This is a genomic window from Saccharopolyspora rhizosphaerae (assembly GCF_003931915.1).
Classification (GTDB): Bacteria; Actinomycetota; Actinomycetes; order Mycobacteriales; family Pseudonocardiaceae; genus Saccharopolyspora; species Saccharopolyspora rhizosphaerae.
In genome coordinates, this window is sequence record NZ_RSAA01000006.1 from 51,674 (window position 1) to 74,371 (window position 22,698).

Below are 22,698 nucleotides of genomic sequence, written 5' to 3' on the forward strand. Positions count from 1 at the left end.
GCTGGATCATCCCCGGAACGCGGGAAGTAGGGTGAGCCATGCCGTTCAGCTCGGAGTCGGCCGCAGTGCCGGTCACGCCAGTCCTGGCGGGAGTCATCACCGTGTTGCTGCTGGTCACAGCAGGTGTCGTCGGGCTCGGTGGAGTGGCTCGGTGGTGGCAGGTGCTGAGCGCCGGAGCGCGTGGAGCTTTGCAACTCCTGGTCGTCTCGTTGGTCATCGCCCACATCGTCGACTCCGCCGCGCTGGTCCTGGCCTTCCTGGTCCTGATGTTCGGCATCGCGGCCCGGACTGCGGGACGGCGGATCACCGGCAACCGCACGTGGTGGTGGGTCGGCCTGCCGATCGCGATGGGCGTTGTGCCGGTCGTGGTGGTCGTGGTGGGCACCGGTGCCGTCCCGACGGGTGGTCTGGTCCTGATCCCGCTGGTAGGACAGTTGATCGGGGGGGCGTTGACTGCGACGACGCTCGCTGGTCGCCGAGTGCTGGACGAACTGCACCAGCGCCACGGCGAGGTGGAGGCAGCGCTGTCGTTGGGCTTGTCGGACAGCCAGGCCAGGTGGGAGATCGCCCAGCCGGTGGCCGGCACCGCGCTGGTTCCCGCGCTCGACCAGACGCGGACGGTGGGCACGGTGACGTTGCCCGGTGCCTTCGTCGGCATGCTGCTGGGTGGCGCCAGCCCGGTCGAGGCGGGGATCGTGCAGCTGTTCGTGCTCATCGGTCTTCTCGCGGTCGAAGCTGTCGCGATCCTGGTGACGTTGTACGTCGTGGCTTGGGGCCGGTTGACCGGCACGGCCCCGGGACGCCCTCCTTCCCCGGCCGTCGCCGGAGCGCCCCGAGCCGCGAGCGTCCGCCTGGTGCTGCGGCGACGTGGGTGAGAGCCGGCGCGCTGCCGTTCGGACTCCGAACTGACCAGCGACACCGCCGGAGGGGCCGACGTGTGGGTCCAGGGCCAGGTGGGTAGTTCTGGGGCACTGCAAGCGAGGCAACGGAAAGAGGTCCCGATGGGTTCAGTGGCGCATTACTTGGAGATCCAGGCTCCTGCTCAGCGGTGCTACGACTGGTGGCGGCCGCTGACCCACATGCCGCAGATCTTCCCCGACGTGCAGAAGGTGGAGCCGCGCAGCGGCGAAGCCGACAAGACTCATTGGGTGGTCTCCGGTCCCGCCGGCAAGAACGTCGAGTGGGACGCGCGGATCGTCGAGGACGAGCCCGGCCGCAAGGTGGCCTGGAAGTCGGTTGAGCAGGGCACCGAGAAGTCCAACACCGTGGCCACCGCCGGAGCCGTCCGCTTCGACGACCACGGCGACTCGACCGGGGTGGAGGTCAGCCTGCAGTACGACGCCCCCGGCGGCGCGGTGGCCGAGGCGGTGGCCACGCTCTTCGCCGACCCGCAGCAGAAGGTCGAGCGCGCGCTCGACAAGTTCAAGGAGCTGATGGAGAACCCGGAGTCGACCTCGGCGCGCTGAGGTGGACTCCTGGGCCGCGGTCGACGGCACCGACGCGGACAGCGGGAGCAGGATCCGATTGCCCAGCACTCCTGGGACAGCCAGGAGTGCTGGGCAGCCGCCGTCGGGTTCGACCACCCACTGCTGGATTCCGCGCTGCGGGCCGTGAAGCTGAGCGGTAGAAGAACCCCATGGGACACTACGAGCACAGCACCACGTTGCGTTGCGATGCCGACGCGTTGTTCAACTTCCTCGCCGACGCCGGCAACCTGCCCGAGTACTTCGACGCGATGACGTCGGCCGAGAAGACCGGGCAGGACGAAGTCCGCGTGGTCGCCGAAGTCGAAGGACAGCGCCGGGAAGGCCGCGCGTGGTTGCAGACCGATCCGCAGGCCCGGTCCATGCGGTGGAGTTCGGAGGGGCCGAACGACTACCACGGCGAACTGCAGGTGAACCACGCGGGCGACGGGCAGGCGAAGGTCACGGTGTCGCTGCGCACCGAACGCGCGGACGGGCCCGGCATCCGGGCCGGGCTGGAACAAACCCTGGCCAACATCAAGCGCCTCGTCGAGGGCCGGAGCACGCAGCCCGCGGGCTGAGCCGCCGGACGTCCGAGCACACACCCCCACGAGGCGCGCACGTGCGGATGGGAGGTGGCCCGACGGAGCACTCCGCCGGGCCATGCCTTCCGTCCGCGCTACTGCTGCTGCGTCGGTCCGTAGCGCCAGGGCTCGTCGGCTTCGGCGAGCTCTCGTTCAGCGACGGCTTGGATCTGCTCCAGCAGCGCCGGGTCCAGGCCGGGCGCGAACTCCTCGGGCCGTGGCTCGGCGATGTCGATCGGCACGCCCTCCGGTGCTTGCGCGGTGACCAGGTCGTGGGGATCGCCCGAGGGGGACGTGCCCTGGAAGATCTTGCCGGCTTCGGAGAGGTTGTCGAGGCTGAAGGTGTACTGCTTGGTCTCCAGCCCCTGCTCGAGCAGGGTCTTGACCTCCGGGTACCGCTCGGCCCTGGTCTTGGGGATCGGCAGGACCTTGCCCCAGTTGACCCCGAGGGTTTCGAGGGCCTTGGCGTAGGCGTTCTCGTGCGCCTGGTCGCGGACGATCAGGTAGGCCACTGTGGACCGGAGCGTCTTGTTCGAGCTCATCTCGTAGATCCGGCACTTCTGCAGCCGGCCCGTCGACTCGAGCATCAGGTTGTACAGCAGGTCCAGCACCAGGTTGCCGCTGTTGTACACGTACGAGCCCATCCAGGGGTTCGCGACGGCGTCCACCGGCAGGGCGCCCTGGGCACCGACGAGGAAGTGGTGGATGTTGCCCTGGTTCAGGGCGTTCGACAACGGAGTCGCCCCGCCGGCGGCGGGTTCGTCGAGATCGGTCGGCGAGCCCTGGTATTCCGGCGACCCGTCGGTGAGGCGCGCGATCGTGGTGGCGATCAGCTCGACGTGGCTGATCTCCTCGGTCCCGATGCCGTGCAGCAGGTCCCGGTAGGGCTTCGCGGGCTTCCCGCGGAAGTTGAAGCTCTGGAACAGGTACTGCATCATCGTGCGCATTTCGCCGAACTGGCCGCCCAGGCCTTCCTGCAGCGCGTTGGCCGCGCCGGGATCGGGCTCGTCCGGCACGATCTCGTTGATCATCCGTTGTACGTGGAAGAACATGGTTTCGCTCCCTCACCATCACGTGGACGCGCACCCGACATCGCGTCGGCCACCGTTGCGCTCGGTCGTTCAGTAGCGGTTTCGACATCGCCGATCAGAGGACGCGAAGCCACCGCTCGCCGCCGTGGACGGGCGACCCGGCCCGGGTTCCGAGCCGCTGCGTTCCACCACGGAGCACATCGGCCAAGACCCGGTGAGCGATGGGCGTTCTCCTCCGTGGCTTCCAGCACGACTGCTCAGCTGAGGTGACGTGCAAGCCCTGCGGAGTGGGGGAAGCAGACCCCTCCGGTCGACCGTCGTCGGACGCGGCGACCCGCGACCGTTCCGGCTTGGCCGACCGGAACTGCGTCCGGTCCGTCCGACCTCAGCTCCTGGGTGGTGATCTGCTCTGACACCACCTGCCCTCCAGCAGTCTTCGAAGTCCACTTCAGACCAGCACGCAGGGCGCGCCGACCTTCGGGACCCCCGGTTCCACGCTGGCCACCCACGGCACAGCGACTGCCGTGACGCTCCAGGCAGCAAGGCGACCAGGACTCAAGGCTGCAACAGGGAGCACGATTTCGCAGAGCCAGAAGTGAGCGTCCAGCCCGATCTCGGTGCCGCACTTGACATCGGCGTTCGGTGCGGGCTCATCGGATCCGGAGGTGGCGCCGGGTACGTGCGGTGGAGACCGGTGGACGGGCAAGACCAGCCCACCGGGGCGAACGTGGCGGCGCCGTGGGACCTGCGTTGCGGGTGCGCACGCGGGTTTCGAGGGGCTCACCCAGGCACGTTCGCAGGAACGGCTGGGTCATCCAGCCGCGTGGGTGGCAGGAGGCGCTGCTGTTCTCCGCTCAGCGTTCGACCGCTGCCGCGGAGGCAGCCGGTCACTCCTGGTGGGCCGCCTTGTCCAGCTGGCGCAGGACCGTCTTGCGGGCCTTGTGGTCGCGCTCGTGGCGCAAGGCCGCCTGCGCTTGGCGCGGGGACATGTCGCGAGCCCGTTTGACCGCCTCCTTGGCAGAGAGCGAGTCGAGCTCGGCGGCCTTGCGCGCGTTCTTGGCCGCCGGCGGGTTCGCCGTGTGCTGCTTGCCCTGGCGCGATCCGGCGCGCTTGGTCTGCTTGGCTTCGCGCCGCTCGCTCGGCGACATCTCCTCCCAGGCGCTCTTGGGCAGGTAGCGCTCGGTCTCGCCGTCGTGCCGGGCTTGCGCGGATCCCGAGTCGGTTCGCCAGTCCTGCTCGGTCCACTCCTCGAGGCTCCGCTGCTCCCCGGACCGCTGTTCCGGGAACCGGTAGCCGCCCCCCTGCTTCTCGTACTCCTGCACGAGGAGCTGGCTCTTGCGGGCCGACCACTGCCCGGCCGCGCCGCCCTTGTCGGAGGCCTTGATCTCTTCCTTCAACCGCTCCCGCAACGTCGGGTCGGTGTAGTCGCGCTCGTAGTCCTTCTTGCTCTTCGCCATGCCCACGAGTACCCGGACGTGGGAGGGCAGCACACTCCGCGGCTGACACATCCGACCTGGGCACCGATCGCGCGGGTTTGATCAGTTGAGGAGGACGATGGACAGGTTGAGCGCCGTCGCGAAGGCGGTCCAGAGGAAGTACGGGACGAACAGGAAGCCTGCGATGCGGTCACGCCGCATGAAGAGGACGAGGGTCGCGACGATCACCAGGTCCAGCAGCACGATGTCGACCAGAGCGGCGGTCCTGGCTTGCGCCGCGAAGAAGAGCGGCGTCCACAGGGCGTTCAGGACCAGCCCGATGGCGTAGACGAGCATCTCCGGTCGCACCGCCCGCAGCGATCCGGCTCCGGCGATCCAGTAGACGCGCCACCCCGCGACGGCGATCGCCGCGTAGAGCACCGTCCACACCGGGCCGAACAACCACGGCGGCGGGGCCCACGCTGGTCGGACGATGCTGGCGTACTGGTCTCCGGAGGAGCTCCCCGCGATCGAGCCGGCGACGGCGACCGCCGCCACCACGAGCACGAACACCACCGCGCTGACCACGCCCCGCCTGGCCGGCGGTCGTGCGTCCACACCACTCGTCACAGCAGCCCCTTCCACCCCACCGGTCGCCGGGGAACGCGTGGACCCCCGTCAACTTCACGCTACCCGGGATTTCGAGGGGAACCTCGTGCGCGCGGACCGGGAGGGCGGTGCGGCTCGGCACCACACGGGCGGGACAGCCGCTCACCTGCACGGAACCGCCGCAGCCCGCGCGTGCGGGCTGCGGCGGTGTCCTGGCGCCGCGGCGTCAGGCGTCCGGGTCGTGCAGGGGGTTCGGGATCGTGCCGTGCACCGCGGCGTGCGGGCGCTCGGGACGATCGCGGTAGGCGTCGAGCAGCAGCCTGTTCCGGTTGAGGCACAGCCGCTCGATCTCGGGGGTCAGCAGGTCGAACATCGTGAAGCGGCTCTCGAGCTCCGGGTGCTCGGCTTGGTAGGCGAGGACTTCCTCCCGCACCAAGGTCCAGAACCGGCTCTCCGGGATCGACAGGTGCTCCTCGACCAGCGGGGCGAGGTAGCGGAAGTGCCCGACGAACAGACCGCTCTGGATGAACTGGCACAGGAACTGGGGCTCTTCGCGCAGCAGGATGTCGGAGACCTCCTGCGGCATCGAGTCCAGCTCCGGGAGCGGCGCGTCGGCGACGTTGACGTCGTCGACGAAGTCCTTCACGGCCAGCCGGGTCGGCACGTCGTTCCCGTCGAACACGACGATCGCGTTCTCACCGTGCGGGGAGAACACCAGGCCGTACTGGTACAGGAAGTGCAGCAGCGGCGGGAGGAGCGAGCCGAACAGCTCGCGCAGCCAGGTTTCGGCGTCCACACCGGACCGTTCCACCAGTTCGCTGATGAACGCGCGCCCGTCGGGGTCCACGTGCAGCAGGGAGGCCAGGGTCCGGGCGCGTTCGCCGTCGTCGAGCTTGCTGCTGATCGGTTGCCGCCAGATCGCGCCCAGCAGCTCCCGGTACTGGTACGGGACCTCGGGGATCTCCTCGAGGACGGGGTGTTCGACCGTCACCGAGGCGACCTCGCCGAGCAGCGCCACGCGCGCTTCGTCGCGCAGGAAGGTGTCCTTCTCGGCCAGGTCGAGCACCCAGGAGGTCAGGGCCGGAGCGGCGACCGTGCGTTCGGTCGGCAGACCCCGCCAGACCAGCGTGTTGAGGATCGACAGCGGGACCTTGACGTGGTGCCGCTGCGGGGCGTCGAGGTTGGCGAAGGTGCGGATCGACTGCTGCGCCCGGTAGAGGTCCGGGCCGTCACCGAGCACGACGATCCGCTGGGCGGCGATGTCCGGGGTGAACACGGGCAGCACGACCTCGTCCCACTGCCAGGGGTGCACGGGCATCCACACGTAGTCGTCCGGGTTGAGCCCGCGTTCCGCGAGCTGCTGGGTGAAGCGCTGGCGGGTCGCCTCGTCCAGCTCGTGGGCGATCAGCTTCTCGTCAGGCAGGTCCGCGACGCCGCGGTACTGGGCGAGCTCGCTGTGCACGGCGATCCAGGGCAGGCGCAGGTCCTGCCGGGACTCCGGGGCGTAGCGGGCGGCGTCGGAGGCCGAGAACCCGATCCGGCCCTTGTTCGGCACGATCCACGGGTGCCCGGTCTGGTGACCTTCGAGGTCGACGTAGTTCAGGTCGGCGAGTTCGCTCGCGGTGGCCGCCTGCGAGCCCAGCAGCTTGGCGTCGGCGGCGAGGGTCGCGGTGAGCTCGCGGGCGAGGTGGCCGGCGGTGTCGCCGCTGATGCCCAGCGTCGAGTGCGCGTCCAGCAGGAACTGCAGGGTGTCGTGCGCGGGCCGCTCCTCGCCGGCGCGGCTGCGCACGATCGACTCGGCGTCCACCGTCCAGTGGCCGAACGATCCGCGCCGGGCGGCGAAGGTGTAGGAGACGTCGTCGGGCAGGTCGAGGCGGTACCGGCCCTCCTCGACCTCCACCGGTTCCAGCATCAGCTCGTAGGACAGCTCGGCCAGCGACTTGGCGAGCATCTCGCGGTCGGCGCGCCGCCAGTTCTCCGCGGTGAGTTCAGGGGGTACGGACAGGGACAACGGACACCTCCGTGGAGCGAGGGCGGGAAGGTCGTGCGGTCGTGAGCACGGGTTTCGTGATGATCGCGAGGACTGCGAACAGCCCCGCACCGATGACCAGCGGTGCGGCCAGGTCGTGCGCGGTGGCTGACATCGCGATCAGCGGAGCGGTCAGCAGACCGGTGTGCTGGGCGGCGGCCACCATGCCGTAGGAGGCTCCCGAGCCACGCGCTGCGATGAGGACCCGGAAGTCCAGGGCGACCTGGCCGAGCCCCAGGCCCGTGCCGAACACGAGCCGTCCCAGCGCGAGCAGCGACGGATCGGTGACGGCCGCCTGCAGCGCCAGGCCGGCGGCGGCGAGGACGAACGGGACCACCAGTCCGGGGGACGCCGTGCGCACCCGCCACACCGCCGCCAGGGCGGCGATGTGCGCGGCGACGAACAGCAGCGCGGCGACCAGCTCGGACTGCCCGACCGCGGTGACGTGCTCGGTGAAGTACGGGCGGACCACGGCACCCGCGAGGGCGAACCCGAGCACGAGCACCGCCAGCGGCAGCAGGGCCCGACGCGGCACGTCGACACCCGGCGGTGGTGGCGGTGCCGCCGACTCCGCCACGGGGGTGCGCAACGCGATCACGCAGACCACCAGCAGTCCGGCCTCGACCACCGCGAGCAGCGGCAAGGCCTGCCTCGGGTCGGGTGAGCTGACGATCCACGTCCCGATCGCGGACGCGGCGATCACCGCGGTCTGCAGCACGGCGACGTACTGCCGCACCCCCGGTAGCAGCCCGTCCGGGTGGGTGCGGGCGGTCTTGGGGTGCGCCAGCAGCACGACCGCCTTGGCCGCCACCAGCGCGACCCCGATGCCGGTGAAGACCGCGTAGCTGGGTGCCAGCGCCAAGCACGCCGTCAGCACCACCGCGGCCGACTGCCCGACGAGCACCAGGTGCTCGACGCGCCACCGGCGGGTCGCCAGTCCCCACAGCGGCACGGCGATGATCGCCGCGATGCGGGTGAAGGCGATGAAGTACCCGGTGGCAGCGAGGTCCTGGACACCGAACGCCGTCCGGAACAGCGCGGGGTAGAACGGCGCGAGCGCCGTCTCGGTGACCATGTGCAGTCCCGCTGCCGCCAGGAGGACCGGGCGTGAGCGCATCACACGACACCGAAGGTGGTGAACGCTCCGCGTTGCGGCAGCGAGTACGTCTGGCGCCCGGACACCGCGTTGAGGATCACGGCCGCGCGGTGCGCGCCCAAGCCCAGGTCCGGTGCGCCGACGCCGTGGCTGTGCATCTCGGCGTTCTGCACGTACACGTCACCGCTGACGGCCGGGTCGAGCACCACGCGGTAGTCGTCGTCGACCTGGTACCGGCCGTGCGCGTCCCAGTCGATCACGCCCGACAGCGGCTCGAGGCACTGCGGCCGGTTCGGCGAGTACCCGGTGGCCAGCACGACCCGGTCGGTCCGGACGGCGAAGTCGCGTTCCTGCTCGGTGTGCCGGCACGCCAGCTCGACACCGCCGTCGACCTGCTGCGCGCCGGTCACGGCCACGTTGGGCATGAGCTCGACGTCCAGCTCGTCCCGCCCGATGCTGCGTTCGTAGAGCACCTCGTGGATCGCCGCGAGGGTCGTCGCACTGCTGGCCTTGTACAGCTGCCACTGCGCGGGCACGACCCGGTCCCGGGTCTCCTGCGGCAACGTGCGGAAGTACCGGGTGTAGTCGGGCGTGAAGTGCTCCAGCCCGAGCTTGGAGTACTCCATGGGCGCGAAGGCCGGGGACCGGGTGAGCCAGCGGACGCGCCAGCCGGCGCTCTCCTGGGCTCGCAGCAGGTCCAGCGCCACCTCGGCACCGGACTGCCCGGAGCCGATCACCGTGACGTCCTCGGCGCCGCGCAGCGATTCCTGCCGGTCGAGGTACTCCGAGGCGTGGAAGACCTCCTTGCCCAGCAGACCGCGCACCGGTTGCGGCACGGTCGGTTCGGTGCCCACGCCGAGCACCACGTTGCGGGCGGTGAGGGTCTCCCGCTGGGCGGTGTGGACGTCCTCGGCGTCCACGTGGAACACCTCGCCCTCGGCGTCCCAGCGCACCGCGGTCACCTGCCGCCCGAAGCGGCAGGACGGCAGCGAGTCCGCGACCCACCGGCAGTAGTGGTCGTACTCGCGGCGCGAGATGTGGAAGTTCTCCGCGAAGTAGAACGGGAAGAGCCGGTCGTGCTCGCGCAGGTAGGACAGGAACGACCACCGGCTGGTGGGGTCGATCAGCGTGACCAGGTCGGCGAGGAACGGCACCTGCAGGGTGGTTCCGTCGATCAGCAGACCGTGGTGCCAGGAGAACTCGGGCTTGGCGTCGAGGAAGGCGACCGAGAGGTCGTCGACCGGGTCTGCCAGGGCCGCCAACGAGAGGTTGAACGGTCCGATGCCCACGCCGACCATGTCGTACACGCGGCTCATGCGGTGGACTCCCCTTCCGCGAACGGGTTGGTGAGGTCGACGTAGACCGACTGGGTCTCCAGCGGGCCGACCAGTTCGTCGAGCCCGTCGAGCCGGGTGAGCAGGTTCGCCTTGCAGCGCAAGGTCTTCTCCTCGACGAGCGTCCTGACCAGTGCGAGGTCGGAGAACGGGCGCAGCCGCTCGGCCAGCAGGGCCAGCAGCCGCCGTTCGTCGGCGAGGCCCTGCGATCCGAACGCGCCGACCAGGCCGAGCAGGTTGTTGATGCCGATGTAGTAGCCCAGCCGTTCGTCGATCACGGCGTCGGCGACGCGGTTGTCACCGGCCACCCCGACTCCCGGCAGGAACTCCTCGAGAGCGGCGACGCGGGCCTCGGAGATGTAGTAGCCCTGGTTGTCCCGGTACCAGCCGCCGCACGGCCAGCCCTCGGCGTCCAGGCTGATCAGGGTGTTCTGCTGGTGCGCCTCGAGACCGAGGCCGTGCTCCCGGTACAACCACAGCACCGGCGCGATCAGCTCGTCGAAGTAGCGGGCGCACCACTGCTCGGCGACCTGCGCGACGGGTTCACCGCTGTGCTCGGCCAAGTCGGTGATCACGGCTTCGAGAGTCGATCGACCTGCGTCGGGACGTTCGGCGACCAGCCCTGCGACGCACGCGACGCGCTGGTCGGGGTCGAACGGGTTGTCGCGCAGCACGACCTCCAGCCCGCTCTCCGCACCGGGTGCGTCGGGCAGGTCCACGGTGAGCCACGCGGGATCGCGCACGACCGAGAAGTTCGGGTGCGCGGCAGCGATCTCACCGCCCAGACCGGCTTCGAGCAGCCGGTCGATCTCGGCACCGCGGAGCAGTTCCTTGCGCAGGTTCTCCCGCTTGGAGTTGGTGATCGGCAGGCCCAGCGAGAACTTGAGCATGACCGGCGCGTCGGGCCGGTACAGCGTCCGGATCGAGGCGGTGGGGTACCAGTGCGCCCCCGACGTGCCGAGGTCCTGCACCAAGCCCGCGTCCACCAGCTGCCGCACTCCCGGGCGCTCGCGCACCTCGCGCGCCTGCCACGGGTGCGCCGGAACGGCCACCATCCCGTCCGGCACGGCCGGGGCGAACTCCGCGAGCAGCGCCTCCGCGCCACCCTCCCCGGAGATGACCGAGCGGTCGGCGGCGAACCAGTGCAGCTGGAAGCTGCCGCGCAGCTCCGGCGAGTACGCGGCGGCTTCGCGGTCGGTCCAGCCGATGCGGCTCTTCGGCGTCGGGTGCAGTGGGTGCCCGAGGACCAGCGCCTGCTCGGCGGCGAGGAACGAGACCGCGCCGTCCGCCTCCGGGCTCGCACGGCGTTCGCGCAGGTGCGTCGCAGTGCGGTGCTGCGAGTCGGCGACTCGGCCGACCAGGTCGACGACGCCCGCAGGATCGGGCGCGCCGCCGCCGGCGGCCTCCGAGGCGATCAGCGAGGCGAGCGTGACGGCGTTGACCGCGGCACCGCTGGGGAAGCTCACCTCACCGAAGCGGTGGTGCCCGGTCGCGGAGCGGTGCTGGACCTCAGCGCAGATCGTGGTGTCCGCGGTCTTCAGCGGCAGCTGGAGCTGCCCTGGTTCCGGGACGTGCGCACCGGTTTCGCGGACCCAGCACCGCAGCAACGCGTTGACCGTCGCCGACTCGGCGATCCGCTCGGGGTCGAATGCGGTCGTGGCGCTCATCGGGTCTCCTCGTCCACAGCGGCGGTGACCAGTTCCGCCAGCAGGTCGTTGATCTCGGGTTCGGTCGTGTTCGGGTTGAGCAGCGTGAGCTTCAGCCACACCGAGCCGTCCAGTTCAGTGCGGCCCACCACTGCCCGACCGCCGCGGAGCAAGGTGCGGCGCACCTCGGCGTTGATCGCGTCCGGGTCCCCGCTTTCGGGCCGGTATCGGAAGATGACCGTGGTCAGCACCGGCTCCTGGTACAGCTCGAGCCGCGGGTGCTCCCGGACCGTCGCCGCCGCGTTCCGGGCCTGCTCGTGGCACCGGTCGACCAGCTCGCCCATGCCGCGGCGGCCAAGCGCGCGGAAGGTCACGGCGATCTTGAACGCGTCCGGGCGGCGCGTCGTGCGCAGCGAGCGCCCGAGCAAGCTCTGGAAGCCCGCGGCCTCGTCGTCGGCGGTGTTGAGGTAGGCCACCCGCCGCTCGATCGGGTCGAAGGCCGCGGCCCGCCGTGCCAGCAGGATCCCGGCGGCGACCGGCTGCCACCCCAGCTTGTGCAGGTCGAGGGCCACCGAGTCGGCGCGGTCGACGCCGGTCAGCAGCGGGGCCAGCCGCTCGGAGAACAGCGCGCCGCCGCCGTAGGCGGCGTCGACGTGCAGCCAGGTGCTGTGCTCGGCGGCGATCTCCGCGATCTCCGGCAGAGGATCGATCACACCGAGGTCGGTGGTGCCCGCGGTGGCCACCACGGCGACCGGGATGTCCCCGCGGGAGCGCAGGTCAGCCAGGGTCGACCGCAGCGCCTGCGGGTCCATCCGGTTGTCGCTGCCCAGCGGGACCTGGACCACGGCCTCCTCCCCCAGGCCGAGCACACCGGCGCTCCGCGCGACCGAGAAGTGCGTGGCCTCCGAGCACAGGATCCGCAGCCGGCCGTGCAGCTCCGGAGGAATGCCCGACTCCACGCCGTGCGCACCGGCCGCCTGGGACAGCGCGTGCTCGCGCGCCAGCAGCAGGCCCGTCAGGTTGGACTCCGTGCCACCTGAGGTCACGGCGCCGGAGGCCACCTCGGGGTCGTAGCCCACGAGGCCGGCGAGGGCGTGGATGACCTGCGACTCCACGTGCGTGCCGGAGGGAGCCTGGTCCCACGAGTCCAACGAGGAGTTCAGCACCCCGGCGACGAGGTCCGCGGCGACCGCGATGGCCAGCGGCGGTGTGTGCAGGTGCGCGACGCACGACGGGTGGGCCGGGTCGGCCGCACCTTCGGCGAAGGCCTTCGCGAGGCCGTCCAGAGCCGTCTCCGCACCGTCGCCCTCCCACGGCAGCACGTCCTCGGCGAACAGGGCTCCGACCGCGTCGGCGCCACCGGTCGGCAGCGGCCCGCCTCGGTCGACGGTCCCCTTCCCCAGGGCGTCGAGCGCCGTGGCGAGCAACGGACGCAGGTTCTCCGGTCCACTGATCCCACCCGCGAGCTGGATACTGGTCGTCAAGTCCACTTCACCTCGTTGTCGAGCCGCGCGCCGCCGCGTCGCGCAGGAGTACGGCAGCCGCCATCCGGCAGCGGAGCAGCAGGTGCAGTGGTGCACCGCTCGCCGTCCGCCGCCGACGACCGCACGGATGTGCCCTGGTGGGGGCCGGGCCGCACCACCAGGAGGAGCTGGTTAGGTTTGCCTAGCCTTGCTGGGACGCGACCGTATCGGCCAACCGGGCAGATCCACAAGTCCGGACGATGAGGCCTACTTCACCCCGCAACGGACGGGGAGACACCGATCGGCGATGTGCCGCATCAGGAACGTTCCCGTCCACCTGCGCACACGGGGTCGAGAGTGTTGTCCACTGTGGACCTGCGTTCGACTCGTGCGTTGTCGGACACCGCGCCGACGCCACCCGATCGGACCCGCTCGCGATCTCACGGATGGTTGCAGCGCAGCAACTTCTCCCGGTGAAGAACCGGCACCGCGCCCGGACGCAGGGCGCCCGATGAGCCGCCGTGCTCGCCCGGAGAGACCGGCTCCCGGGCACCACCTGGACGAGGGCTGGGGAGATCACGAACTTCGCCGCCACGTGGTTACTTTCGGCCGTGGCGGCTCCTCCGGCACGCGCCCAGCATCGAGGGTGGGCACCGCTGCGCGTGCCCGGCTACCTGCGCCTTGGGGAGGTTGTGATGCGCCCGCGACACCAGTACACGATCGCGGTCGGCGTGGACGGCTCAGCCGCGTCGAAGACCGCGCTGCGCTGGGCGGCCTGGCACGCCGAACAGCTCGGCGGGAAGCTGGCCACCCTCATGGCCTGGGAAGTCCCGCTGATCTACAACTGGCAGGTGCCCGAGAGCGACGACATCGCGCGCCGCACCGCCGAAGCCTTGCACCAGGCGATCGTCGACACCATCGATCCGAACTCCGATCTCGTGGTCAGCAAGGACGTCGCCAACGGGCACCCCGCACGCGCCTTGCTCGACCTCGCCGAGGAGGTCGAAGCCGACCTGATCGCGGTCGGCAACCGCGGGCTCGGCGGCATCACCGAAGCCCTGCTCGGATCGGTGAGCCAGCACGTCGTGCAGCACGCCCGATGCCCGGTCGTCGTCGTCCGCGGCGACATCTCATGACCGCCGGACGCCTCGTGTTCTCCGGCTTCGACCCTGCCGATGAGGGGCGGCGAGAAGCGTTGTGCACCTTGGGGAACGGGTACTTCGCCACGCGTGGTGCCGCGCCTGAGTCCACCGCGGACGGCGTGCACTACCCGGGGACCTACGTCGCGGGATGCTTCAACCGGCTCACGAGCGAAGTCGCCGGCCACCGGTTCGAGGACGAATCGATCGTCAACGCACCGAACTGGCTGCCGCTGACCTTCCGCGTCGACGACGGACCGTGGTTCACCCTGCAGGAGGTCGAGCTGCTCGAGGCCGAGCAGGAGCTGGACCCCCTGCGCGGGGTCCTGGTGCGGCGACTGCGTTTCCGCGATCAGCACGGGCGCACCACCCGCCTGGTGCAGCACCGCCTCGTGCACCTCGGCCACGCGCACCTCGCCTGTCTCGACACGACGCTGCAGGTCGAGGACTGGTCAGGGACCCTCACGGTGCGCAGCGGCCTCGACGGCGACGTCGCCAACACCGGGGTCGCCCGCTACCGCGCGCTCGCGGCGCACCACCTCGTCGACCACCACGTCGCCGAGGCGAGCCCGGAAGTGGCCGTGCTGGACGCGCAGACCTCCCAGTCGCGCGTGCGCATCGCCGTCGCGCAGCGCACCCGGCTCCTCGTCGACCGCGAGCACCGGCAAGTGCCGACCAGCCACCTCGGCGAGAAGCGCGTGGACCACGCGTTCACCACCGACGTCATCCCCGGCGCGCAGGTCCGGGTGGAGAAGACCACCTCCTTGCACACCTCGCGGGACCCGGCGAGCAGCGAACCCGTCTCCGAAGCCGTGGACAGCGCGGGGGACGCGCCCGGTTTCGACGAGCTCTGCCGCAGCCAGACCGTGGCCTGGGGCCGCCTGCACCGCCACTTCACCACCACCACCGGCCTGGACGAACCGGCCCGGCGGAGCCTACTGCTGCACCGCTTCCACCTGCTGCAAACCGCCGCCCCGAACATCACCGACCTCGACGTGGGGCTGCCCGCGCGCGGGCTGCACGGCGAGGCCTACCGCGGACACGTCTTCTGGGACGAGCTGTTCGTGCTGCCCGTGCTCGACCTGCGAATGCCGCAGCTGTCGCGCGCGCTGCTGAACTACCGCTACCGGAGGCTGCCGCGCGCACGCCGGGCCGCCCGGCAGGCGGGCCTGGCGGGAGCCATGTTCCCGTGGCAGAGCGGCAGCAACGGGCGCGAGGAGAGCCAGTCCTGGCACCTCAACCCGCGCTCGGGCCGCTGGTTGCCCGACCACACCTACCTCCAGCGCCACGTGGGCCTCGCCGTCGCCCACAGCGCGCGCCACCACCACCTGGCCACCGGGGACGACGACTACCTCAGCGACCAAGGCGCGGAACTGATCTGCGAGATCGCGCGGTTCTTCTCGTCGCTGGCCACCTACGACCGCGGCACGGACCGCTACGTGATCCGCGGCGTCGTCGGGCCGGACGAGTACCACACCGCCTACCCCGGCCGCGACGAGCCGGGGATCGACAACAACGCCTACACCAACGTCATGACCGCCTGGCTGTGCGCGACGGCGACCCAGGTCCTGCGGGAACTGCCCGCCCTGCGGCGGCGCGAACTCGTCGACCAGCTGGACCTGCGCCACCACGAGGTGGACCGGTGGGACCAACTCGCGCACCGGGTGTTCGTCCCCTTCCACGGACCCGGCCTGCTCAGCCAGTTCGAGGGCTACCACGAGCTCGCCGAGCTGGACTGGGAGTCCTACCTCCGCCGCTACGGCACGATCCAGCGCCTCGACCGCATCCTGGAGGCCGAGGGCGACGACCCCAACCGCTACCAGGTCAGCAAGCAGGCCGACGTGCTCATGCTCTTCTACCTGCTCACCGCCGAAGAACTCGAGGAAATCCTCGGACGCCTCGGCTACCCCACGCCCGACATACCCGCCAACGTCGAGCACTACCTCGCACGCACCAGCCACGGCTCGACGCTCAGCGCCGTGGTGCACGCATGGGTCCTCGCGCGCGGCCACCGGCCCCGCGCGCTGGAGTTCTTCGACGACACGCTCGTCAGCGACCTGCACGACACCCAGCACGGCACGACAGCCGAGGGTGTCCACCTGGCAGCCATGACCGGCACGCTCGACCTGGTACAACGCTGCTTCACCGGAATCGAGGTCCGCCCCGACGGCCTGCACCTCAACCCCCTGTGGCCGACCGGACTCGGCCCGCTGGACCTGACGCTGCGCTACCGCGGCGTGCCCCTGGACGTCCGCGTGTCGGGGCGCACGGTCGCCGTGCGCACAGCCCCAGGACCACCAACGCCGACCATCACCTGCGTCTGCGGCCCGCACCACGCCCACCTCAGGCCCGGCGAAACCGCCCGGTTCTCGATGGACGCCACCGCGGCGGGAGGAGCTACCGACGAACCGCTGTGAGCGGGTCCTCTCCCGCGCCAACTCCACGGAGCACTTCATGAACGACCACGCCGCACACCGCATCGTCGCCGCCGTCGACGGCTCACCGCCGTCCCTCAGCGCGTTGCGCTGGGCGGTCGACCACGCGCGAGACACCGACGCGACCATCACCGCGGTGACGGCCTGGACCGTTCCCGACCTCTACGACTGGCCGATGCCCACGGCCGAGCAGCTCGACCTCGCCACCACGAACGCGCTGCGCGAGATCGTCCGAGGAACCGTGCCGGAGGCCGAACTCCCGCGCGTGCGCTTGCACACCGCGGGTGGGCACGCCGCCGAGGTGATCCTCGACTGCGCGGAGGGGGCCGACCTGCTGGTGGTCGGGCACCGAGGCATGGGCACGTTCGCGCGCGCCCTGATCGGCTCCACCGCCCGGTATTGCGTCGACCACGCCACCTGCCCGGTCGTCGTGGTGCGCGGGCCCGAAGCCACCTCGCAGCGTCAGGAGTGAACGCGTCGCCAGCCTCGGACGTCCCGCGTTCGAGTGAACTCTGTGGACACGCCGTGATGTCACCACGAGGACCGTCACGCCTGGGCTGGATCCCGCGCTGTGGCGGTGGAAGCCCCCACGACGAGGCGGTGGATCCTCCCGCTCGACAGGTCTCTCGACCCTTCCCGGGAGCCGGAAGGACGTCCCATGCTGGATCGGGAAAGCGACCACATCCAGGAGGAACACCATGACGAGCTTGCTTCCCAGCTCCGCCAGGGGATTGCCGGACCTCTTCCGCATCTTGGAGAGCGAATGGCCCTTCGCTGAACGGCAGTCGATGCGGATCGAAGCGTTCACGGAGGAAGGCAACTTCGTGGTCCGCTGCGAACTTCCCGGCGTCGAGCCCGACGACATCCACATCAGCGTCGAAGGTGACCAGCTCAAGGTCGAAGCCGAACGCAGGAAGGAAGAAAGGAACGAGGAGCACAGCGAGTTCTACTACGGCTCCTTCAGCCGCACGATGCTGCTGCCGTCCGGCTGCGACATCGACAACATCAAGGCCGACTACGACAACGGCATCGTGACCATCCGCGTGCCGCGGAAGGAGGCCCCTGCGACCAAGGAGATCCCCGTCGCACGCAAGGGATCGTGAGGTCGCGCGGAAGACTTCGAGGGCTGCCGGGGCGTCAGGTGACGACCACCGTCGCCACCCCGAAGTAGATGCTCACCGACAGCAGGTCCTGCACCACGGTCGCCAGCGGCCCGGAGCCGAAGGCCGGGTCCACGCCCAGCCGGTGGAACAACCACGGCAGGGCCATGGCGACGAACGTGGACGTCGCCGAGGCCGCGAACAGCGCGACCGCCACCGCGACCGCCACGGTCACGTCACCCCAGATCAGCACCACCAGCGGGAGCGCCGATCCGGCCAGCAGCAGGCCCAGGACCGCGCCGGTGAGGAATTCGCGGAACACCACGCGGGACACGCTGATCCCCACGGACAAGCCACGGATGATCAGCGCCTCCGTCTGGGTGCCGATGGCATCGGCCAGGTACACCACGCCCGGGACGAAGAACGCGATCAGCACCTCGTGCTCCAGCTGACGTTCGAAGGCGCCCACGATCAACGCCGCGACCAAGGCACCGGCCAACCCGACCAGCAGCCAGGGCAACCGGTGCCACAACCGGTGTCCGACGCCCTCGGTGGAGGCGCTGCGCGCGGACTCGGACGAGGCGAGGAACCCTCCCAGTCGCGCCATGTCCTGGTCGTGCTCCTGCAACAGGACGGACAGCAGGCGGTGCGGCGGGATCAACCCCAGGAACCGGCCCTGCGGTCCGACGACCGCCAGGCCCGGCTCCCGGTGCCGCACCGCTTCCCACGCCGCTCGCTCCTGGTCCGTGCCCGGGGCGACGACCGGTGGGTGGTGGTCCATCACCTCGCTCACGCGCACGCCCGCCGGTGCCGCCAGCAACCGCTCCACGGTCGCCAGACCCAGGAGCCGGTCGTCGTCGCACACCGCGACGACGGCCGCGCTGTCGAACCGCCGGCCGCGCAGACCGGCGAACACCTCGTCGACGGAGTCGCCGGGAGCCGCGATCGGCACGTCGGCCGACGCGTGGTGCTCCGCGATCCCCAGGGAGTCCCGGTTCGCGGTCACCGGCTCCGGTTCCGCCTGGGCCATCGCTCACCTCCGCCGGTGCACCAGGGCACGATGATCGACTCCACAGTGGTCGTGAACCACGCGAACTGCCTGGTCACAGCAACGATGCCCTACCTCACGGTAGACTTGGGGCGTTCCGGGTGGCCAACCCGCACAGCACGTCTGCGCCACGAGCACCGAGGAACGGTGCACCGAGCGGGAGCGCGGCCCCACGGTCCGACCGGACGAGGGGGAGTCATGTCCCGCGGCCGCGAACGCCGTCGTCTCAAGAAGATCGCACGCCAGCTCAGTTCCGATGATCCCGAGTTCGCCCACCGGATGACGACACCTCGACCCCTCTCGAAGCTGGTGGGGTGGATGACCGCGTGGCGAGCGCTGGGCGTCCTGGCGGCGTTCTTCGCCTTGCTGTGCCTGGTCCTCGGCCAGGCGGCCGAGTTCTTCATCGCGGCCCTCACCTCCGCCCTGCTGCTGGTCTACGCGTCGTGGCGTCAACGCGACCGCGGCAGCTGAGCAGCTCACCGGCGGGTCTGCACGGAGTTCCAGGCGGCGGACACGGCCGTGTCCGGTGTCCCCGAGCTGTCCACCTCGACCGCTTCCGGCCACGCGGCGAACCGCTCGGCCATCCGCTCGGCGACCTCGACGGTGGCGTCCGAGACGTCGTCCGTGCGGGCGGCCAGGCGGGCCGCGGTGACGTGCGGCGGCTCGTCGCAGCGGAGCTCGACGAGCGTGGCCCGCGTCTGCCGCGCGAGCGATCGGGCCGCCTGACGTTCGTCGGCGCTGCTCCAGCTCGCGTCCCGCACGACGCTCTCGCCGAACTCCAGCAGCCGCCGGGACCGCGCGACCACCTCGACGTAGGTGGCGTGGACCTGCCTGCTGTCGTACAACCCCCGCCCGTACCCCGCTCGGGGGTCGAGGGCCGCCGCGATCGGCCTCTCCTTGCGGATCTGGTCGGTTCGGAGCAGCACCGCGCCCATCCGGTCGGCCAGCGCGCCCGCCACCGTGGACTTGCCCACCCCCGGCAGCCCTCCCACGAGGACCAGCAGGACCTGGCCCGAGCGCATGTGCTCCCCCGTCATGTCCGCCAGCCGACGTGCCTGCTCCGCCGCCGCCGAGACGCCTTGCTCGTACCGCAGGCACGCGACCTTGCACCGCACGAACGCGCGGTACGCGATGTAGTGGTGGGTCAGCGACCGGGGAACTTGAGCGCCGGAGAAGTCCGCGTACCAGTCGAGGAAGGAGCGGCCCAGCTCCCCCGCGCCGAGGCGTTCGAGGTCCATCGCCAGGAACGCCGCGTCGTCGAGTCCGTCGACGCAGCGCCGGGCGTCGTCGAACTCCAAGCAGTCCAGCACGCGCGGCCCGTCCGGCAAGCAGAAGATGTCCTCGGCCTGGAGGTCGCCGTGCCCGTCGACCACGTACCCGCGCCGCCCCCGGCCCTCCAGCGAGCGTGCGCGGCCATCGACGTAGTCCAGCGCCCGCCGGACGATGCCGTCGACGGTGTCGCGGTCGAGGACCTCCCCCACGAACGGCTCCGCGCCCTCGACCTTGTCCGCCCACCGGCGGCACAGCGCGGCCGGTTCACCGGCCGACTCGACCTACGGACCGCGCTTCGCGGTGCTGTGGAAGGACACCAGCTTCCGGGCGAGCTGCTCGAGGTCCGCGCGGATGTCGACGCCGCGTTCGACCAGCGTCGCCATCCGGCGCTCCGGCGCATGACCACGATCCAGTCCCCACTGCGGCCCTCCCCGTCGAGCACCTGGCGACGTCGAGGTAGAAGTCCGGCGCCAGGCGCCGGTTGAGCTCCACCTCGCGGGCGCACGCCGCTCCGCGGGCTTCGGCGGAGGTGAAGTCCAGGAACCCGAAGTCCACCGGCTTCTTGACCTTGTACGCCCGGTCGCCGGGAAACCGACCACCGCCGTGTGGCTTTCCGCCACGGGCGCCACCTCGCGCGGTGGGCGCCGGGCCGTGGCCAACGCCCTCCACCGCCTGCCGCGTGCTCGTCATGCCCATGCCGTGCTCCTGCTGAGGAGGTGGGTCAGGCCGCGTGCGTGGTCGCGATCTTCCGGGCCCAGGCGGCGATCTCGTCCCAGTCGCGCATGTCCCTGGACGCCGGGTCGATCGACTGCGCCATCCTCCGGCGGAGGAACCCGCCGCTCCGATCGGAGACCGCACCGCCGAAGACCACGTGCTCGTGCGCGCCGATCCGCTCACCACGCCGCGTGATGCGCTGCGGTCGGGTCCAGTTCTCCCCCGCGCCGCTCCGGGCCTGCTCACCGACCGGGCCGCTGCTGAACAACCAGACGTCGCGCCCGGCCAGCTCGCGCCGCTCCAGCAACCGGCGCGCTTCCGGCACCCAGCGGCCCAGGTAGACGGCGCTGCCCAGCACGACCACGTCGTAGTCCTCAACACCGCGGACCTGACCGGCGCGGAGCACGTCCACCTCGAAGCCCGACTGCGCCAGTCCATCGCCGATCGCCGCAGCGATCTGCCCCGTGGCACCGAACTTCGTGCCGTAGGCGACGAGCACGCGCGTGCTCATGGGCGCCCCCTCGGCTCGACACCGCCGAGTGTCCTCTCCTGCGCCACCCGAACGCACCTCGTCCGCGAGAGCACCGGCGAGGCCCGGGCTTCGAACGAGGTCGCGAACCTCCGGCAACGGCCCGACACTGTGCGTACCCCCGCCCGGATCCGGGTAACCACGAACCACGCCTCACCCACTCGTCCCACGAGCCACGGAGCCGACATGGTCGCCACGGGCCTCGATCCGCGACGCCACCGCGGCGTGGTGTTCGACGTGGACGGCGTCATCACCAACACGGCTGCGGTGCACGCAGCGGCCTGGAAGCGGATGTTCGACGACTACGTGGCCGAGCGCCCGCCCGCCCCGGGCGAGGACCACCGGCCCTTCAGCAACGAGGACTACGTCGACCACGTCGACGGCAAGCGCCGGATCGACGGCGTGCGGGACTTCCTGAACTCCCGGGGCATCTCGCTGCCGCTCGGGGGCGCCGACGACGTCGCCGGCGCCCACACCGCCCACGGTCTCGGCAAGCTCAAGGACCGCTACTTCACCGACTCGCTCGCCTCGTCGGGCACGCTGCTGTTCGAGGACGTGGTCCCACTGGTCGAGGCGCTGCGCGAGCACGGCGTCCGCACCGCCGTGGTCTCCGCCAGCCGGAACTGCCGGGCGGTGCTGAGCCGCGCAGGCGCGGAGCAGTTGTTCGACGTCCTCGTCGACGGCGTGCTCGCCGATGACCTCGGCCTGCCCGGCAAGCCCGACCCGGCGATCTTCCTCAAGGCAGCGCGGCGCCTGGACCTGCCGGCCTCGGCGTGCGTGGTCGTCGAGGACGCTTCGGTCGGCGTCCGCGCGGGCCGGCGCGGCGAGTTCGGCCGCGTCATCGGCATCGCCCGCTTCGGACCGCCGAACCGCTTGGTGCGAGCAGGAGCCGACGTGGTCGTGTCCACGCTCGCCGACATCACGGTCACGACCACGCCGGACCGGCGCCTGTCCGAGGTGGGCGACGCCCACCGCTGCTGGGACGAGATCGCGCAGAGGCTGCGAGGTCGCCGGGTGGTCCTGGTGCTGGACTTCGACGGAACCCTCTCCCCGATCTGCGACGACCCCGCCGGGGCCGACATGTCCCCGCGCACGAGGGACGTCTTGCAGCGGCTGTCCAGGAGCATCCCGGTGGCGGTGCTCAGCGGCCGGGACCTCCAGGACGTGCGCCACCGGGTCGGCCTCGAGGACCTCTGGTACGCGGGCAGTCACGGGTTCGAGCTGGCGGCCCCCGGTGGGGAGACCGCCGCCCACGGCCTCGGGGAACCGGCTTCGGCCGACCTCGACGAGGCCGAACGGCTCCTCGGCGCTGAGCTGCGGGAGGTTCCGGGCGCGGAGGTGGACCGCAAGCGGTTCGCCCTCGCGGTCCACTACCGCCACGTAGAACCGGGGCTCATCGGTGACGTGCTGTCCGCGGTCGACCGCGTCGGCCGCTCACGCCCGACGCTCCGCGTGGCGCACGGACGCCAGGTGGTCGAGCTCGTGCCGGACGTCGAGTGGAACAAGGGCTGGGCGCTGCGCTGGCTGCTGAAGCGCATGGGTCCGGCCAGCGCCGGCGCGGTACCGGTGTTCGCCGGGGACGACTACACCGACGAGAACGCCCTGCACGAGATCCACCACGACGGCGTCGGCGTTGTCGTGCGCAGCGCGGAGCACGGCGACCGCCTCACCTGGGCCCACTACGCCGTCAACGACCCGTGCTCGCTGACCGAGCTGCTGGCACACCTCGCCTCGCTCGCGGAAGGCGGGAACTCCGACCGGTCCTGAGCCGTCGGTCGCGCGAGGTGCTCA

At 71.0% G+C, this 22,698-nt stretch carries 20 protein-coding genes; 9 read left to right on the top strand and 11 right to left on the bottom strand.

Going from position 1 to position 22,698, the window contains the following annotated elements; translation table 11 throughout:
* Window positions 1–38: 38 nt before the first annotated feature.
* The 3 genes from EIL87_RS05795 (at window position 39) to EIL87_RS05805 (ending at window position 2,044) form a co-directional block, all read left to right on the top strand.
* Entirely contained in the window at window positions 39–875 is an 837-nt protein-coding gene (locus EIL87_RS05795; protein WP_125089129.1) for an ABC transporter permease, read from the top strand.
* 126 nt (window positions 876–1,001) lie between these two features.
* On the top strand, window positions 1,002–1,466 hold the full coding sequence (locus tag EIL87_RS05800; RefSeq protein ID WP_125089130.1) for an SRPBCC family protein: 465 nt from the start codon (window positions 1,002–1,004) through the stop codon (window positions 1,464–1,466).
* A gap of 170 nt (window positions 1,467–1,636) precedes the next feature.
* Window positions 1,637–2,044 carry an SRPBCC family protein gene (locus EIL87_RS05805; RefSeq protein ID WP_125089131.1) on the top strand — a complete coding sequence of 136 codons (408 nt, stop codon included), beginning with the start codon at window positions 1,637–1,639 and terminating at the stop codon, window positions 2,042–2,044.
* Between the two features lie 98 nt (window positions 2,045–2,142).
* Here EIL87_RS05805 and EIL87_RS05810 read toward each other — a convergent pair whose 3' ends face one another.
* The 8 genes from EIL87_RS05810 to EIL87_RS05845 form a co-directional block, all read right to left on the bottom strand.
* Window positions 2,143–3,099, bottom strand: coding sequence for a manganese catalase family protein (locus EIL87_RS05810; protein ID WP_125089132.1), 957 nt, complete (start codon window positions 3,097–3,099; stop codon window positions 2,143–2,145).
* 866 nt (window positions 3,100–3,965) lie between these two features.
* Window positions 3,966–4,535 carry a DUF5872 domain-containing protein gene (locus EIL87_RS05815; RefSeq protein WP_125089133.1) on the bottom strand — a complete coding sequence of 190 codons (570 nt, stop codon included), beginning with the start codon at window positions 4,533–4,535 and terminating at the stop codon, window positions 3,966–3,968.
* A gap of 81 nt (window positions 4,536–4,616) precedes the next feature.
* The gene (locus EIL87_RS05820; protein ID WP_199740279.1) at window positions 4,617–5,111 is read right to left on the bottom strand and encodes a TspO/MBR family protein; all 495 of its coding nucleotides are present in this window, start codon (window positions 5,109–5,111) and stop codon (window positions 4,617–4,619) included.
* Between the two features lie 217 nt (window positions 5,112–5,328).
* The gene (locus tag EIL87_RS05825; RefSeq protein WP_125089134.1) at window positions 5,329–7,113 is read right to left on the bottom strand and encodes an IucA/IucC family protein; all 1,785 of its coding nucleotides are present in this window, start codon (window positions 7,111–7,113) and stop codon (window positions 5,329–5,331) included.
* Window positions 7,091–8,248, bottom strand: a complete 1,158-nt coding sequence (locus tag EIL87_RS05830; protein WP_125089135.1) for a hypothetical protein — start codon at window positions 8,246–8,248, stop codon at window positions 7,091–7,093. The genes EIL87_RS05825 and EIL87_RS05830 overlap by 23 nt, the downstream gene beginning before the upstream one ends.
* Entirely contained in the window at window positions 8,248–9,543 is a 1,296-nt protein-coding gene (locus EIL87_RS05835; protein WP_125089136.1) for a lysine N(6)-hydroxylase/L-ornithine N(5)-oxygenase family protein, read from the bottom strand. The genes EIL87_RS05830 and EIL87_RS05835 overlap by 1 nt, the downstream gene beginning before the upstream one ends.
* A complete protein-coding gene (locus EIL87_RS05840) occupies window positions 9,540–11,228 on the bottom strand; it encodes an IucA/IucC family protein (RefSeq protein ID WP_125089137.1) in 1,689 nt (562 codons plus the stop codon). The genes EIL87_RS05835 and EIL87_RS05840 overlap by 4 nt, the downstream gene beginning before the upstream one ends.
* Window positions 11,225–12,697: a pyridoxal phosphate-dependent decarboxylase family protein gene (locus EIL87_RS05845; RefSeq protein ID WP_407690515.1), complete on the bottom strand. Its 1,473-nt coding sequence runs from the start codon at window positions 12,695–12,697 to the stop codon at window positions 11,225–11,227. The genes EIL87_RS05840 and EIL87_RS05845 overlap by 4 nt, the downstream gene beginning before the upstream one ends.
* Window positions 12,698–13,365: 668 nt before the next feature.
* Here EIL87_RS05845 and EIL87_RS05850 point away from each other — a divergent pair.
* The 4 genes from EIL87_RS05850 to EIL87_RS05865 all read left to right on the top strand — a co-directional run bounded on the left by EIL87_RS05850 (window position 13,366) and on the right by EIL87_RS05865 (window position 17,347).
* Window positions 13,366–13,806, top strand: coding sequence for a universal stress protein (locus EIL87_RS05850; protein WP_125089139.1), 441 nt, complete (start codon window positions 13,366–13,368; stop codon window positions 13,804–13,806).
* On the top strand, window positions 13,803–16,226 hold the full coding sequence (locus EIL87_RS05855) for a glycoside hydrolase family 65 protein (RefSeq protein WP_125089140.1): 2,424 nt from the start codon (window positions 13,803–13,805) through the stop codon (window positions 16,224–16,226). Before EIL87_RS05850 ends, EIL87_RS05855 begins: the two co-directional genes overlap by 4 nt.
* A gap of 37 nt (window positions 16,227–16,263) precedes the next feature.
* Entirely contained in the window at window positions 16,264–16,716 is a 453-nt protein-coding gene (locus EIL87_RS05860) for a universal stress protein (RefSeq protein ID WP_125089141.1), read from the top strand.
* Window positions 16,717–16,942: 226 nt separating this feature from the next.
* Window positions 16,943–17,347, top strand: coding sequence for an Hsp20/alpha crystallin family protein (locus EIL87_RS05865; RefSeq protein WP_125089142.1), 405 nt, complete (start codon window positions 16,943–16,945; stop codon window positions 17,345–17,347).
* A 34-nt stretch (window positions 17,348–17,381) separates the two neighbouring features.
* On the opposite strand, the gene EIL87_RS05870 is transcribed toward EIL87_RS05865, so the two are convergent.
* A complete protein-coding gene (locus EIL87_RS05870; protein ID WP_125089143.1) occupies window positions 17,382–18,374 on the bottom strand; it encodes a magnesium transporter in 993 nt (330 codons plus the stop codon).
* Between the two features lie 216 nt (window positions 18,375–18,590).
* On the opposite strand from EIL87_RS05870, the gene EIL87_RS26745 reads away from it, so the two are divergent.
* A complete protein-coding gene (locus EIL87_RS26745; RefSeq protein WP_158628592.1) occupies window positions 18,591–18,863 on the top strand; it encodes a DUF3040 domain-containing protein in 273 nt (90 codons plus the stop codon).
* A 5-nt stretch (window positions 18,864–18,868) separates the two neighbouring features.
* Here EIL87_RS26745 and EIL87_RS05880 read toward each other — a convergent pair whose 3' ends face one another.
* Window positions 18,869–19,873, bottom strand: coding sequence for an AAA family ATPase (locus tag EIL87_RS05880; RefSeq protein WP_233576056.1), 1,005 nt, complete (start codon window positions 19,871–19,873; stop codon window positions 18,869–18,871).
* A gap of 512 nt (window positions 19,874–20,385) precedes the next feature.
* Window positions 20,386–20,889 (bottom strand): flavodoxin domain-containing protein, encoded by a 504-nt coding sequence (locus EIL87_RS05885; protein ID WP_125089145.1) that lies wholly within the window; start codon window positions 20,887–20,889, stop codon window positions 20,386–20,388.
* A gap of 204 nt (window positions 20,890–21,093) precedes the next feature.
* Between EIL87_RS05885 and otsB the strand changes: the two genes are divergently transcribed.
* A complete protein-coding gene (gene otsB, locus EIL87_RS05890; RefSeq protein WP_125089146.1) occupies window positions 21,094–22,674 on the top strand; it encodes a trehalose-phosphatase in 1,581 nt (526 codons plus the stop codon).
* The last annotated feature ends 24 nt before the right edge of the window (window positions 22,675–22,698 follow it).

Bases quoted from the DNA above. Each gene is read 5' to 3' on its own strand.
- EIL87_RS05795 (WP_125089129.1), top strand. From the start codon at position 39: ATGCCGTTCAGCTCGGAGTCGGCCGCAGTGCCGGTCACGCCAGTCCTG.
- EIL87_RS05800 (WP_125089130.1), top strand. From the start codon at position 1,002: ATGGGTTCAGTGGCGCATTACTTGGAGATCCAGGCTCCTGCTCAGCGG.
- EIL87_RS05805 (WP_125089131.1), top strand. From the start codon at position 1,637: ATGGGACACTACGAGCACAGCACCACGTTGCGTTGCGATGCCGACGCG.
- EIL87_RS05810 (WP_125089132.1), bottom strand. From the start codon at position 3,099: ATGTTCTTCCACGTACAACGGATGATCAACGAGATCGTGCCGGACGAG.
- EIL87_RS05815 (WP_125089133.1), bottom strand. From the start codon at position 4,535: ATGGCGAAGAGCAAGAAGGACTACGAGCGCGACTACACCGACCCGACG.
- EIL87_RS05830 (WP_125089135.1), bottom strand. From the start codon at position 8,248: ATGCGCTCACGCCCGGTCCTCCTGGCGGCAGCGGGACTGCACATGGTC.
- EIL87_RS05835 (WP_125089136.1), bottom strand. From the start codon at position 9,543: ATGAGCCGCGTGTACGACATGGTCGGCGTGGGCATCGGACCGTTCAAC.
- EIL87_RS05840 (WP_125089137.1), bottom strand. From the start codon at position 11,228: ATGAGCGCCACGACCGCATTCGACCCCGAGCGGATCGCCGAGTCGGCG.
- EIL87_RS05850 (WP_125089139.1), top strand. From the start codon at position 13,366: ATGCGCCCGCGACACCAGTACACGATCGCGGTCGGCGTGGACGGCTCA.
- EIL87_RS05855 (WP_125089140.1), top strand. From the start codon at position 13,803: ATGACCGCCGGACGCCTCGTGTTCTCCGGCTTCGACCCTGCCGATGAG.
- EIL87_RS05860 (WP_125089141.1), top strand. From the start codon at position 16,264: ATGAACGACCACGCCGCACACCGCATCGTCGCCGCCGTCGACGGCTCA.
- EIL87_RS05865 (WP_125089142.1), top strand. From the start codon at position 16,943: ATGACGAGCTTGCTTCCCAGCTCCGCCAGGGGATTGCCGGACCTCTTC.
- EIL87_RS05870 (WP_125089143.1), bottom strand. From the start codon at position 18,374: ATGGCCCAGGCGGAACCGGAGCCGGTGACCGCGAACCGGGACTCCCTG.
- EIL87_RS26745 (WP_158628592.1), top strand. From the start codon at position 18,591: ATGTCCCGCGGCCGCGAACGCCGTCGTCTCAAGAAGATCGCACGCCAG.
- EIL87_RS05885 (WP_125089145.1), bottom strand. From the start codon at position 20,889: ATGAGCACGCGCGTGCTCGTCGCCTACGGCACGAAGTTCGGTGCCACG.
- otsB (WP_125089146.1), top strand. From the start codon at position 21,094: ATGGTCGCCACGGGCCTCGATCCGCGACGCCACCGCGGCGTGGTGTTC.